This window comes from Microcoleus sp. D3_18a_C4, assembly GCF_036702415.1.
GTDB lineage: Bacteria > Cyanobacteriota > Cyanobacteriia > Cyanobacteriales > Microcoleaceae > Microcoleus.
Window position 1 is genome coordinate 18,024 of sequence record NZ_JAUBTI010000013.1, and the last position, 13,172, is coordinate 31,195.

A 13,172-nucleotide genomic window follows, 5' to 3' on the forward strand; every position below is an offset into this window, starting at 1 on the left:
TCAGAAGGCCAAACCTTCAGTTGACTGCCAAGCTGAGGTTTTTTCCCGTTAAACTCTTTATTATACTCACTTCCCAAGCTGAAACCCTGACCGGACGCTGCCCCAGAAAGCACAGTCGGGCTGACAGACGTGTAACTAAAAGCAGTTTACACGACTTTAACAGATATAGTGGACATATCGGACAAACTCAAATAAAATAAAAAGTGTTTTTCCAGAAGAATGCCATGCCGTATGTCACACCAAGAGAAGCAGCTAAGGCTTTGGGAGTTAACCCCAGAACCCTTGCCCGATGGTCAGAAGATGGCCTCATCAAGACCATCAAAACCGAGGCAGGACAAAGACGTTACGATATTGCCGAATATCTCAAACAAAAATCCGGTACAACTGAGCTTGCTCGACGTTCTACAGTTTTGTACGCCAGAGTCTCAACATCCAGCCAAAGAGACGATCTCAAAAGACAAACTGAGGCACTTACTACAAGTTACCCAGGCTGTGAAGTCATCACAGAAATTGGATCGGGACTCAATTTTAGGCGGCGAAAGCTTAACGCCATTCTGGAACGAATTATCAGCGGCGATATCCAATGTCTTGTCGTTGCCCACAAAGACAGACTTGCCCGATTTGGCTTCGACCTCATCGAATGGCTGTGTGAAAAATTCGATTGTAAACTCGTGGTTCTCTACCAGCAAAAATACAGTCCACAGGCAGAACTCGTGCAAGATATGTTGTCAGTCGTCCACTGTTTCAGCTCAAGGCTTTACGGACTCCGTAAGTACGAAAAACAACTCAGGGAAGACTCGGAAATACAAAAACAAAAAACGACACTCACAGAAATTGACAGCGAAATTAGCCCCGAACTCTGTGAAGAAAATTCGGGTTTATCCTGGTAGCAAGCTCAACTCAATTTGGCGACATTGGTTAGCCGGTTGTCGCTTTGTTTACAACCATTGCATAGAGGCTTTGAAAAATGGCTTCCGAGGTAGCAGCTATGATTTAGAAGCCCAAATCCTTAACGATTTGCCAGATTGGTTGAAAACAGTACCGAGACACCCCAAAGCCAACGCTGTACAAGATGCTTACGACGCTTGGAGGCAAGCAAAAGCCAATAATGGTGAAGCAAAGTTTCGTAGTTGTCGCCAATCAGTAGCCACCATTAAATTTAAAAAGGGGAATTACATCAAAGGCACGTGGTTCCCTCAACTAACCAAAGGATGTGCTTTTGACTCTTCCCAACCACTGCCAGATTCTTGCGAGTATGGCACCCAGTTAGTGCGAGACAGGCGACGTTGGTTTGCTGTGGTTCCCGAGCATATTTCCACAGAAACAACTACCCAGAATAAGGTAATTGCGCTCGATCCTGGGGTGCGAACATTTTTAACTGGTTACGACGGAGAAACGGTTTTAGAGATTGGCAAGGGAGACATAGAGCGAATCGTGAGATTATGCTTTCACCTTGACAAATTAATTAGCCGTGCCTACCAAAAACAAGTTAGGACTAAGCAACGCCGTTCTTTACTTCGTGCTGCTGATAAAATCCGGCTCGATGTTCGCAATTTAGTGGATGAACTTCATCGCCAAACTGTTAGTTACTTAGTCCGTAATTACAAGGTGGTGTTTATCCCCACTTTTGAAACATCCTCCCTGGTGTTGAGAGCAAAAAGGCGGATTCATACTAAATCTGTACGGTCAATGCTAACTTGGAGCCATTACAGATTTAAGCAGTTACTAATAGCTCTGGCTAAACGTTCCGGCGTCTTAGTCGTAGAAACTAACGAGGCTTATACGTCTAAAACCTGTGGCAAGTGCGGTCACGTTCATGCCAGATTGGGCGGCAACAAAATCTTTAAATGTCCTGAGTGCGGTTATATTGCCGACCGGGATGCAAACGGTGCTTTTGGTATCATGCTAAAAGCTCATGAAGGGTACGCCCTTCACCCTTGCGGGTGATGCTATCGAGGTATTTTCAGGTGTCCGAGAAATCCAAAATGTCTGAAATGTATCGCGTAAATGTACCACTTAATGATAGATGTAAAATCTAACTCGCTAACATAGGAAAGACATAGGAGATAGGCTAATGGTCAATTTAGGATTGAACTGGAGCAGCCTGTTAGGGATTATCCTAGCAGTAGCAGGGGCAGGACTGTATTTTCTGCGATCGTGGCGTCCCAAACTAGCCCGAGACCACGATATTTTTTTTGCAGCCGTCGGCTTGCTGTGCGGCGGTATTCTATTATTTCAAGGATGGCGGCTTGACCCAATTCTGGCATTCGGTCAGTTCCTGCTCAGCGGTACCGCCATATTTTTTGCAACAGAAAGCATCAAGCTGCGAGGAGCGACCACAGCCCAAGCCAAAACTCGCGCCCAATACGTAGATGAAGAGCGACCGGTCAGCAACGCCTACGGTTACGACGGCTACGATTCCGAAATGGAACAGCTAGAACCAGAGGAAGACTATCCGCCGCGTCCCCGCATCAGAGGCAGCCAAGACTACCGTTCCTCTCGTGAAGCCTACGACGACGAACCCCGCCGCCGCCCCTCGAATCGCAACGGCAGCGTTAACACCGGACGGCCCGACTCGCCCGATCGATCCTCGCGCAAACGTCCCTCTCGCCCCGAAGCCCCGCCAGCCCAAGAGTCTGACAACTGGGACGTTTCAGACAACCCCGAAGAAAGACCGACCCGCAGCCGCAGCAGTCGCCCCCCTGCTTCGGAAAACCGCAGTTCCGATACGCCGCCGAGAACCAAAAAACCCCGTCCTACGGAATCATCCAGGTCTCGCCCCAGCAACCGCGACGTGGAAGCACCGCCGTCAGATTACGTGGAGTATCGACCTGTAGAATACCCGGAAGACCAACCGGATAATTCCCCCAGTTTCGACAAATAGGCACATAGTAAGTAGATGGGTGAAACTAAACTTTTATCCTGTAGCTCTGGCTTGGGAAACCGCAGAACTCTAAGTTGCGTTTATTGATACCCATCTACTTATTGTCCGATATTAAATTTATTAAAAAGACTGTAAATTGCGAGTGTGAAAGCGCAGACAAACGCAGACATACACAAATCAAAGCGAATTATTTTGTAAAAAAAATTTAAGATACCGAACCTATGGAACTAATCGACAGCATAATAATCTAAATATAAAATCCCAAATCTCAAATCAGCAAGATGGCATTACTCGAAATAGGAGATCCGGCTCCCTGGTTTTCCATTCCTTCTACAAATAACCCCTTATTTCATTTCTCAACCGTTGCCGGCCGGCGAATCGTGCTGTTTTTCTTTGCCAGCGCAGCTTTTGAACAAATCCAAGTTATCCTCAAAAGCTTTCAAGAGCTTTCAGAAGAATTCCAAAGCTTGCAAGTACCGAGGTTCGGAGTGAGCGTTGACCCAGCAGACAAAGAACAAAACAAACCGACAACAATTGCTCCGTCATTCATCTTTTTCTGGGACTTAGATAAAAAAGTCAGCCAGCAGTACGGTGTTTTCCGAGATGTCGAAGAAAATGGAGTTGCCGGAGTTCACTATGCACCACAAACTTTTGTTCTCAACGAAAACCTTCAGGTAATTAATATTTTGCCGATGGGCGAACCGCACCAACACGCCCAACAAGTATTAGATTTTCTCAAAACTTTGCCCCCAATTGAGGAAGCCCGATCGGCCACTCGCCACGCCCCGGTGTTGGTAATTCCTAACGTTTTGGACAAAGCATCTTGCCGCAGTTTAATCGATATGTACAAAACTCACGGTGGCAGTCCTTCCGGCTTTATGAGGCAAATAGGCGGGAAAACAGTTGGTCTGCACGACGACACTTTCAAGAAGCGCCGAGATTTCTTTATTGAAGACCCGAAGTTACAGCAGCGATTGAGTGCGATTATTTGGCGCCGGGTGCGGCCGGAAGTAGAAAAAGCTTTTCAGTTTACAATTACCAGGTTTGAGCGGTATTTGATAGGTTGTTACGATGCTGACAGCGGCGGTTATTTTCTGCCGCACCGCGACAACACTAGCAAAGCTACGCTGCACCGCAGGTTTGCGATGACGCTAAACTTGAATGTGGGAGAGTACACGGGGGGATTTTTACGGTTTCCAGAGTACGCGCCGCACGGTTATAAAGGGGATTCGGGCACGGCGATTATTTTTTCGTGTTCTTTGCTGCATGAAGCGACGCCGGTGATTAGCGGCCAGCGTTTTGCTTTGCTGTCTTTTTTCTACGGCAATGAGGATGCTGCGCTACGAGAAGCTAATTTTAAGTATTTAGCTGCTGATTCAGATTCCCGAATTGGAGAACCGGCGTGAGGAATGTCACTACCGTGGTACAAGTCCTAAAATAATTACAGAAGGTAGTTAGCGGTTAACCACAAAACCTAATTCCTAGCTACCGATCGCTAAATACTAAAATCGATCGCCATGAATTTCAAACTTCTAAGTTTAGCAGTATCGGGAATTTTAACGGTTGGGGTTGCAGCCAGCGCTGCTGCAGTTGTTACGACATCCCCTGTGCGGCAATCAACAGATTTAAAGGAATTTAACTCGGTGCATTCCCAGGGTGCGATCGCCCAAAATGTCGAAGAACAAACCAATATTCGAGTCTACGAAAAGGCTAGTCCAGCGGTTGTGACGGTTGATACAGATAAATCTAACGGCAGCGGCACAATTATCAGCCCCGACGGCATGGTGTTAACTAACGCCCACGTTGTTTCGGCAGGCGGTACGGTCAATATCATTTTGTCAGACGGCAGAAAACTTGTCGCCGATGTCATCGGATTCGGCGAAGAAGGTCTAGACCTAGCCGTGGTGAAGATTCGCGGTCAAAACAATTTGCCCACCATTCCTTTAGCCCGTCCCGGTTCGGTGAAAGTCGGGCAACAAGCATTTGCGATCGGCAATCCATTCGGTCAATTTCAAGGTACTTTTACAGTCGGAATCGTCAGCCGCATCGACCAGCAGCGGGGCTTAATTCAAACCGACGCCGCCATCAATCCCGGCAATTCAGGAGGCCCACTGCTCAACAGTTCAGGAGAATTAATCGGCGTCAATACTTCTATTTTTACTCGCGGTCGGGGCGGTGGCAGTATCGGTATCGGTTTTGCAATTTCCGCAGACAAATTACCCGCTTTCCTGACAGCGGTGCGAGAAGGGCGAGCTCCCCGCGTGGCTCAAGCCCGATCGCCCTTTGGTGGCAACAAATCACCTCAAAAAGTTGCGTTAAACGGGCCCGCCGTCAGCGGCCTCCTCACCGACAAGTCTAGCGTTCTGCCCACCGACAACAGCTTTTTTGACCTCTACTCGTTTGAGGGAAAAGCGGGCCAGCAAATCACAATAGAAATGAAAAGTCAAGAAATTGACCCTTATTTAATTTTGCTCGGGCCCAACCAGCGGGAAATCGCGCAAGACGATGACGGGGCCGGGAATAAAAACGCCAGAATTACAGTCAGGCTGCCAGCAGACGGGACTTACACGTTAGTTGCAAATTCCTACCAAGCTAAGCAGTCAGGGGCTTATACGTTACAACTGAAAGCGAGTGCTCCTACCGCGCCTTCTCGGGCGATTTTGCAAGAAGAAGGCGCTTTAGTCGCAGGCGGCCCAGTATTGCCGTCTGACAACAGTCTGTATCGAGAGTATACTTTTGAAGGTCGATCGGGTCAGTCTGTAGCCATTTCCCTCGAAAGTACAGATTTCGATCCCTATGTGGCTATCTTTGACCCTAACGGCCGATTAGTGGCAGAAAATGACGATGGGAGCGATTCGACTAAAAATGCGTTTCTGACCGTTACTTTGCCCGCTACGGGTCGCTATCGCGTAATTGTCAATGCTTACGATGCTTCGGGCCGGGGTCGTTACACTCTAACTGTCCGGTGAAAATTGAAAATTCGGAACTGGGAATTGGGAATCGGGAATTGGGCAAACAGGGCATTGGTAATTGGTAGCATCTAAGGAATGAGAATTAAATAACTTACAATCTTTATTGTTCTTGTGGCATGGGCGTCCCGCCCGTGCATAAAGGACGGGCGGGACGCCCATCCCACTTTCAATAGTGTAAATTATTTAATTTGCGATCCTAACAAATAACTAATGACTACTGACTAATGACTACTGACTTCTTCCTTCTTCCTCCGTTACAAATCGAGGTAATTCATGCGTCAAGTTAGATTTTGGGCGATCGCGCCAATTGCTCTGGTAGCTACTTTTTCTGGCAAGCCGACTGTCTCCCTGCCAGTTTCAAATGTAGGTGGAGTTCCTAACAGTAGTTCCACCCTCATTTCAGCAGAATTTCCTCCAAATTTAACTGATGCGAAGCCTGCTGGCAAGGCGGTTTTAGCTCAAGCAAGCCCCAACCCGTCGCCATCTCCACAGAGTTCGCCAACTCAGAGCCCAACTGTAGAACCTCGGCCGAGTCCTGATGCGGGTTCATCTAAGGTCATTTTAGAGCAAAACGGAGAACTCAGCCCTGCTAAGTCTTCTGTACTGCCATCGGACAGCAGTTTGTACGACGAGTATACCTTTGAAGGCACTCAGGGTCAGAAAGTCGTTGTTACTGTAGAAAGTACCGAGTTTGATACTTATCTCGCTATTTTCAACTCCCAGGGTGAGCTACTTGCAGAAAATGACGATGCAACGCAGCAAAATTCTAATTCTGAGCTTACTCTTACTTTGTCTGCGAACGGTCGCTATCGCGTCATTGTCAATGCTTACGATCCGCCTCCAAAAGGTAGAGGCAAGTACAGTTTGACCGTCCGTGAAACAACTGGAAATTAGTTTGAACGAAACTTCGGAGTCAGGGCACGGCATTGCCGTGTCCCTATAATTCAAGGACGATCGCACTACAAGCAACTACTATCCACTTTGGTAAATTCATATGTTTTTATGCCACTATAAATGTTATAATCTTTTACCTCTAATTTGACAGACTCTCTTTTAAATAACTATTAAAAATCAAAAGGAAGCTGAAATATAGATAATTTCTCAGCTTCCATTTTTAATTGATTTAAATTAATTTAACGCAGGCCCAGCCAGGTGAAAAAATCCTGGCGGGTGAAGAATTCTAGCAGCAAAAGTCCCACGAACCCCACCATCGCAAATCGTCCGTTGATTTGTTCGGCGTAGGCATTCCACCCAAAGGCTGGTTCTGGTTTTGGGGTATTTGGGGTTGTCGGTTTTGGGGATGGAGGAGTTTGAGCAGTCATTTAAAAGTTTTAAGTTTCCTGTTTTGAGTGATGACTTTTGGGAAGCTTTGCGATCGCACAACTTGTAATTTACCAGGAAAAGGACAGCCGATCGCTAATCTGCTGACTTTTCTAAACTTTGAACCGATTCGATCAGATTTCGCACGGTTTCGGTACCTTCTGAAGGCTCAAAAAACAGCGGGAACTTGCCGCGAGCGATCATTCTCAAACCCAACGGGCCCAGACTCAGCAAACCTTTAACATCGCGGAAGTAGTTTCCTACTACTTCGATGCCAAATTTGCGCTCGTCTATCCAGCCCCCTTCTTTGACGAGATTGATTAAAACTTTGCGGTGGCGGATCGATCGACTGGCTTGGTCGTCTTTGCGATCGAGAATCTCTTGTTTAATCTTACCAATTTGATCCATCGGCGCAACTTCCATCGGACAAACCGAGTTGCAGTAGTAACAGCGGGTGCATCCCCAGACGCCTGCGGTACCCTCGTTGTATTTTTCCAGTCGATTTTCGGTTTCGCTGTCGCGGGAGTCGGCGATCGTGCGGTAAGCTTTGGCGAGGGCGTGGGGGCCGACAAATTCCGGGTTGACTTCGCGCGCGTTGCACTCAGAATAGCACGCACCGCAGAGGATGCAGTTGCCAGTTTGGTCGAGTTTCGATCGCTCTTGTGGAGTTTGCAGAAATTCGCGTTCTGGAATTGCTCGCGAGGCGGTGCTGACATAGGGTTCAACTGCTTCTAGGTTGTCCCAAAAACTGGTCATGTCAACAACCAAATCTTTAATGACCGGCATATTTCCCATTGGGGCGACGGTGATTTCTGGGATGAAATCGGTAGGCCTTTCTGCTGAGCTGGAATCCGCTATTTTTTGCAGTCTTGCGAGTTCGCTGGCTACATTTTCTTTGCAAGCTAATGCCGAGCGACCGTTAATTCGCATAGAACAACTGCCGCAAATTGTATTGCGGCAATTTTTGCGAAAAGCTAAAGTGCCGTCGTGTTCCCACTTAATACTGTTGAGGCAGTCGAGGATGGTATTGCTCTCTTCCACATCTAGGGTGTAGGTGTGAACCCGGGGGGCCTCGTTTTGATTTTGGCGGACTACGTTAAAGCGGACTTTCATATTTTGAGTAAGGAATTTAGTGTCTATTTTAAGCTAAATTTTTGGACTCTTTAGAAAGCTATTATTTTTTTAACAACTACCTAAAGTAAGAGATTTTAAATTTTTTATTATTGTTTGATAAACATCAATAATTCTAAAGTTATAAATCATAAATTGCAACTTTTTTAAGCGGATTTGTGAGCTATTAATTGGAGATAAAAGTAATTAATCGCTGCAATTCGCTAGTCGGAGGTGCGTGATGTCCAGCTTGTTTGTATTAACTTTCATGTTTTCCACACCGGCCTTTTGTCTGGGTCTGCTAAATCCTCAATGGGTGGGACAGGGAACTCGCAAGCGATCGGCTGCCTTGTACGGCGGCTTGATGGCAGTTTCGTTCGTTTTGCTTGGGGTTACAGCACCTAAGCCGCCGCAAGCAGTTTCATCGGGGCTGCTGGTCTCAACTGAATGGCCAGAATTTAGGGTAAGCGCACCTTTGCGCTGAACGTAGCTGGGGGTATGCTTCTCACTTTTTTGGCAGCATTACAAAGAATTTTACCAGGACTTGCGCCCGGTTGGGGCGAGAAACGTAGTTTTTTAAGAAAAATACTTGCTTCTACTCATTTACTGCAATTAAAAACCCCGGCTTATAGGCGTCGGAGTGCGATCGCGAACAGTAGGAAAAAATCGTGGGTTTAGTAATGAGAAATACTCTCGTAAAGCCGGTGACACCAAGTTCGGGTGTCCAACGTTCTAGTTTACTTCGTAAATCATAGGGATTTGTGAGTTTGCCTGCCGATAAATAAGGAAGTTAACTTCTCAGGACTTACGCACAGGGATTAAAGAAATCGGGTTGTTTAAACAGATATCCTTCGTGCTTTACCTCGTATTTTCGTAAAAGAAACCCGGTTTCTGCGTCCTGGATTACTTCTCTTTTTTACTGGTAAAAGTCGCTATGTTTAATTTTTTCCTCTTGATCTTTGTATTGTCGATCCCTGCTTTCTTTCTGGGTATTGTTAATCCGAAATGGGTGCATCAACCCGCAAGCGATCGGCCGCGATGTACGGCGGGTTGATGGCGGCTTCGTTTGTACTTGTTGGCGTAACCGCACCCAATCCGCTAAGCCAAGTTTCGGTGACGCCTCCGGCCCCAAGCGATCGGCTAGAATCATCTCAAACCGCTAAGCCGTCAGTGCTTTCGGCAGCGCCGACACCCAAGTCGGAGACTGTTAAAACGCCGACACCAACACCGAAACCTGCAATTTCTGCTGCCGCACCTGCAGTTGCCAAACCAGAGTCCGATCGCAAATTGCCATCTTCAGTCAAATCTGTTGAACGAACCGCAGAGATTGCTCTTGATGCACAGCAGCCAAAAAAAGATACCAAGAAAGTTATTGACCGAGAAAATGGGATGCAAGCCCCGTCCTTTTAGGACGGCTTTATGCTATAGTTTAATTGGTTGAAATCCCCACCTAAGATTGCAGCGATATATACTCATCTTGAGTTGAAACCGGGACTCATCCAGTAATAGGGAAAAACCCAAGGGCAATGGTTAAAATCCAACCTGGAAGCAAAACAAAGTATTGTTAATGTTTTTTAAACAAAACGATACATATAGTCGGGATAGGGCATGGCCACGACTTAAAATGAACATGGAGGCGCTCGTAAGACTACTTCGGTAGCATTGGTCGATGAAGTGTTAAGAATCCTCTCGCCTTTAGGCAGGGGAGTATGTCAAGAGTCTTCTAAACCAAAGGTTAAAAGTGCCGATTTTCCGAGTTGCGTTAACTCGGATTGCAACTGTTCGGACTTTGCGACTCAAGCTGAAGCGCAGCGAGTTTTAGAGGCATATCCGGGCGATCCTTTTAAGCTCGATCGAGATCGAGACTCGATCGCTTGTGAAACGCTGGGTTAGATTTGATCTGCCAAAATCCTCGGTTAATGATGAAGGCTTTTTTCGGTGATTGTACGAATTGAAGAAGGCAAATCGATCGGCTAAAATTGTCTAATTGTTGAGCTTGCGGTGCGGGTGCAGCTATGACTTACAGCTTGAGAATTGTCGATTTGCCAACGAGTGAACGGCCACGGGAACGGCTGATGGCGGGTGGCCCGAAAAGTTTGGCGACTGCAGAATTGATTGCGATTCTCCTGGGTACTGGTCAGGGACCCGGCAAACTTTCCGCCGTCGGGCTCGGACAGTATATTTTAAATCAGTTGAGTTTGCATTCCCGCGATCCTCTGGCTGTGCTACGCACTATTAGCGTTCAGGAGTTGACGCAGATTCACGGGATTGGCCCTGCTAAGGCGACTTCGATTTTGGCTGCGGTGGAGTTGGGGAAGCGGGTATTTCAGTCGCGGCCGCCGGAAATGGCTGTGGTTGACTCTCCCCAAGCGGCGGCGGATGCCCTGAGTCAGGATTTGATGTGGCAGTCTCAGGAACGTTTTGCTGTGGTGTTGCTGGATGTGAAAAATCGGCTGCTGGGTACTCAGGTAATTACGATCGGCACAGCAACGGAAACTTTGGCTCATCCACGGGATATTTTTCGCGAGGTGATCCGCCAGGGGGCGACGCGGGCCATTATCTCGCACAATCACCCATCGGGGATTGTGGAACCAAGCCCGGAGGATATTGCTTTGACGCGACAGTTGCTGGCGGGAGCGCAGTTTTTGTCGATTCCGCTACTGGATCACTTGATTTTGGGGAATGGCGATTTTCTGAGCTTGCGGCAGACGACGACGCTTTGGGAGGAGTATCCCCAAGGTGATTGAACTCTTCTACTTAACTAATTTCATTACTATCATTAGTTATTTGTATCTTTGGGCTCTCCGACGGCTGAATCACCCGTGAGAGCAGGCCAATTTTCCGGCTGGAGTCCCCCGCTACAGCCTGTTTTGGCTGAATGTCGCTGCTGATACTTCGTTTCGAGCACAACTCGGTTAATCTAGTATAGGTAGGCTGAAGAGGTCGCTAATCCGATTTTTTTTGAGCATACTAAACGTATACTGAACCAGCACCTAAATACCCACTTATTAAGAAATTATTAAATGGGATGTAAAATACACGGTGTGGTGATAGGAGGAGAACTGTGTTTCTGAGACTTGCAGAACAACACCGTAAATTCGTTCAAGATTTGGTAATGAACCTTCAAGCTTTAGCGATCGTGCTAGAGCATCGGGGTTATCTGGCATCCTGCTACACTTGCGGGGGTCAGATGAACAGTGCCTCATTTATGGTCAGTTTGACGGACAACCATCTGATTCGATTTTTAGTGTCAGATTACGGTATCACTTGGACTGAGATGCGGGACGACCGCGAACTGATGAAACTAGAAGGTGCAGAAGCGATTAATCAGTTACAAGAACTGGCAAATCTCGTAAAGTATCAAATCCAACCTTCGGAAGCTACTTTAGCGACGGCGCAGTGAGTGTAGCGATTGCACGGTTCCGAGGAAGGCGACGCAAGAAAGTCGTTGCTTGTCTGCTAAAACCGAATCCCCAGCGAATTAGTTGAGAGGGTTCATTTAGGTGCACAGCGATGGCTGCTCAACAGCCAAGGGTGCTATCAGGGTGCCTTCAGACAGTTTAGCACTCAGTCGATCGCGAAGTGAGCCTGGGCAGACGGCATACTTTATGCCAGAAGTCTCAAACTTGGAACCTCTAGTTTTTTTCCAGAAGTTGATTCTCCCTTGAGAACGATTAGCAAAATTTAGAAGTGTGACGGCTCGTCGGCTGCGATGTTAATTTCTCACTTGGCCATTCCAAAGTCAAGGAATTGAAATTAACTTTGAGCAGGCAGGTAAAATTTAACATCCAGAGTGAGGATGAGGCTGTGAAGATTGGGCAAAAGGCAGCCCACGGGGTGTGATGTGCGGGCGAATGGCGTTTATTTTTGCTCTTAGATTTAGCCTATCAGGCTAAAAATTAACTTGAAGCAGCATCACTGCTGTAAAACATCTCACAGCCGGCCCAAGCCGGCTAAGTTTTGCCTATATCCAGGCTTCGCCGCAATGTTTGACCATCATGTTAGATAGATTCTGGTTGCACTCCTGATGATAGTTGACTGTTGACTGTTGACTGTGAGCCCACAAACTGAAAATTGTGCTTCTATTGGGTTGCAGATTGAAGGAAACTTTACGCCCGACGATGAAGCACGGATTTGATATTAAACAGCTCTTTAAAATCGCGATCGCACTTGCTACACTAATATTTTATAATATTTTAATGAGTAGTCCGAAAATATTTATCGCCAAGTTTGGAGTCAGTATCAAATGGTAAATTTAAGCGAACTTCTAGAACCCATCGCCAGTCAATTTCGCAGTCTAGGAATTCCCGAACCAATTACCCATTGGGGACACCCTGTAATGATGGGGATCGTGGTGGTGGCGATGGGCAGTTTTGTCGGGTATACGGGATGGCAGGGACGTTTGGCCACCGATAAAGATGTCGCACTCAAAAGTCGCTCGGATCACCGCAAGCTTGCACCGTGGATGTTTCTGTTTCTAGCTTTGGGCTATACAGGCGGCTTGCTGTCGCTGGTGATGCAGCACCAGCCAGTCATGGAAAGTCCGCATTTTTGGACGGGTTCGGCAGTGCTGGTTTTGCTGGCTGTTGGCAGCTTGATTTCGCTAACGGGTTTTGGGGGCAATAAGCTAGCACTGCGCGCGGTTCACGCTTATTTAGGCACGACGGCCCTTGCACTTATGGTGCTGCACGCGGCTTTCGGTTTAAAATTGGGGCTGTCTATTTAGAAGAAGACTTATCAGGCAGTGGTAGTATATGTAGGGTCGCAATGTGTACCCTACATACAGAGGTTATATGAAATCCTCTCTTCATCGGCATTATTCGTCTCTCTCTCTTCTGTTCCTCTGCGTTCTCTGCGTTCTCTGTGGTTAAATCATTCCGATATAA

14 protein-coding genes are annotated in these 13,172 nt (G+C 47.1%); 12 read left to right on the forward strand and 2 right to left on the reverse strand.

The annotated features are described in order from the left end of the window. The first annotated feature begins 224 nt into the window (after positions 1-224). The 6 genes from QUB16_RS09230 (at position 225) to QUB16_RS09255 (ending at position 6,750) form a co-directional block, all read left to right on the forward strand. The gene (locus QUB16_RS09230; protein WP_333315679.1) at positions 225-890 is read left to right on the forward strand and encodes an IS607 family transposase; all 666 of its coding nucleotides are present in this window, start codon (positions 225-227) and stop codon (positions 888-890) included. Next, positions 862-1,947, forward strand: a complete 1,086-nt coding sequence (locus tag QUB16_RS09235) for a transposase (protein WP_333315680.1) — start codon at positions 862-864, stop codon at positions 1,945-1,947. Before QUB16_RS09230 ends, QUB16_RS09235 begins: the two co-directional genes overlap by 29 nt. A gap of 127 nt (positions 1,948-2,074) precedes the next feature. Next, entirely contained in the window at positions 2,075-2,884 is an 810-nt protein-coding gene (locus QUB16_RS09240; protein WP_333315681.1) for a Ycf66 family protein, read from the forward strand. A 281-nt stretch (positions 2,885-3,165) separates the two neighbouring features. Next, the gene (locus QUB16_RS09245) at positions 3,166-4,290 is read left to right on the forward strand and encodes a redoxin domain-containing protein (protein ID WP_333315682.1); all 1,125 of its coding nucleotides are present in this window, start codon (positions 3,166-3,168) and stop codon (positions 4,288-4,290) included. Positions 4,291-4,401: 111 nt separating this feature from the next. Further along, positions 4,402-5,853, forward strand: coding sequence for a DVUA0089 family protein (locus QUB16_RS09250; protein ID WP_333315683.1), 1,452 nt, complete (start codon positions 4,402-4,404; stop codon positions 5,851-5,853). 276 nt (positions 5,854-6,129) lie between these two features. Continuing rightward, positions 6,130-6,750 (forward strand): pre-peptidase C-terminal domain-containing protein, encoded by a 621-nt coding sequence (locus QUB16_RS09255; protein ID WP_333315684.1) that lies wholly within the window; start codon positions 6,130-6,132, stop codon positions 6,748-6,750. A gap of 239 nt (positions 6,751-6,989) precedes the next feature. On the opposite strand, the gene QUB16_RS09260 is transcribed toward QUB16_RS09255, so the two are convergent. Then, positions 6,990-7,178 carry a chlorophyll a/b-binding protein gene (locus QUB16_RS09260; RefSeq protein WP_333106934.1) on the reverse strand — a complete coding sequence of 63 codons (189 nt, stop codon included), beginning with the start codon at positions 7,176-7,178 and terminating at the stop codon, positions 6,990-6,992. Between the two features lie 94 nt (positions 7,179-7,272). Next, a complete protein-coding gene (locus QUB16_RS09265) occupies positions 7,273-8,289 on the reverse strand; it encodes a succinate dehydrogenase/fumarate reductase iron-sulfur subunit (protein ID WP_333315685.1) in 1,017 nt (338 codons plus the stop codon). A gap of 238 nt (positions 8,290-8,527) precedes the next feature. On the opposite strand from QUB16_RS09265, the gene QUB16_RS09270 reads away from it, so the two are divergent. The 6 genes from QUB16_RS09270 to QUB16_RS09295 all read left to right on the forward strand — a co-directional run bounded on the left by QUB16_RS09270 (position 8,528) and on the right by QUB16_RS09295 (position 13,012). Next, a complete protein-coding gene (locus tag QUB16_RS09270) occupies positions 8,528-8,770 on the forward strand; it encodes a hypothetical protein (protein ID WP_333315686.1) in 243 nt (80 codons plus the stop codon). Between the two features lie 521 nt (positions 8,771-9,291). Beyond that, positions 9,292-9,696 (forward strand): hypothetical protein, encoded by a 405-nt coding sequence (locus tag QUB16_RS09275; RefSeq protein ID WP_333315687.1) that lies wholly within the window; start codon positions 9,292-9,294, stop codon positions 9,694-9,696. 264 nt (positions 9,697-9,960) lie between these two features. Next, complete coding sequence (locus tag QUB16_RS09280) at positions 9,961-10,179, forward strand: excalibur calcium-binding domain-containing protein (protein ID WP_333315688.1); 219 nt, start codon at positions 9,961-9,963, stop codon at positions 10,177-10,179. Positions 10,180-10,301: 122 nt separating this feature from the next. Next, positions 10,302-11,033: a RadC family protein gene (gene radC / locus QUB16_RS09285; RefSeq protein ID WP_333315689.1), complete on the forward strand. Its 732-nt coding sequence runs from the start codon at positions 10,302-10,304 to the stop codon at positions 11,031-11,033. Between the two features lie 317 nt (positions 11,034-11,350). Further along, positions 11,351-11,689 (forward strand): DUF1815 family protein, encoded by a 339-nt coding sequence (locus QUB16_RS09290; protein WP_015176985.1) that lies wholly within the window; start codon positions 11,351-11,353, stop codon positions 11,687-11,689. 843 nt (positions 11,690-12,532) lie between these two features. Then, entirely contained in the window at positions 12,533-13,012 is a 480-nt protein-coding gene (locus QUB16_RS09295; RefSeq protein WP_015176986.1) for a DUF4079 domain-containing protein, read from the forward strand. The last annotated feature ends 160 nt before the right edge of the window (positions 13,013-13,172 follow it).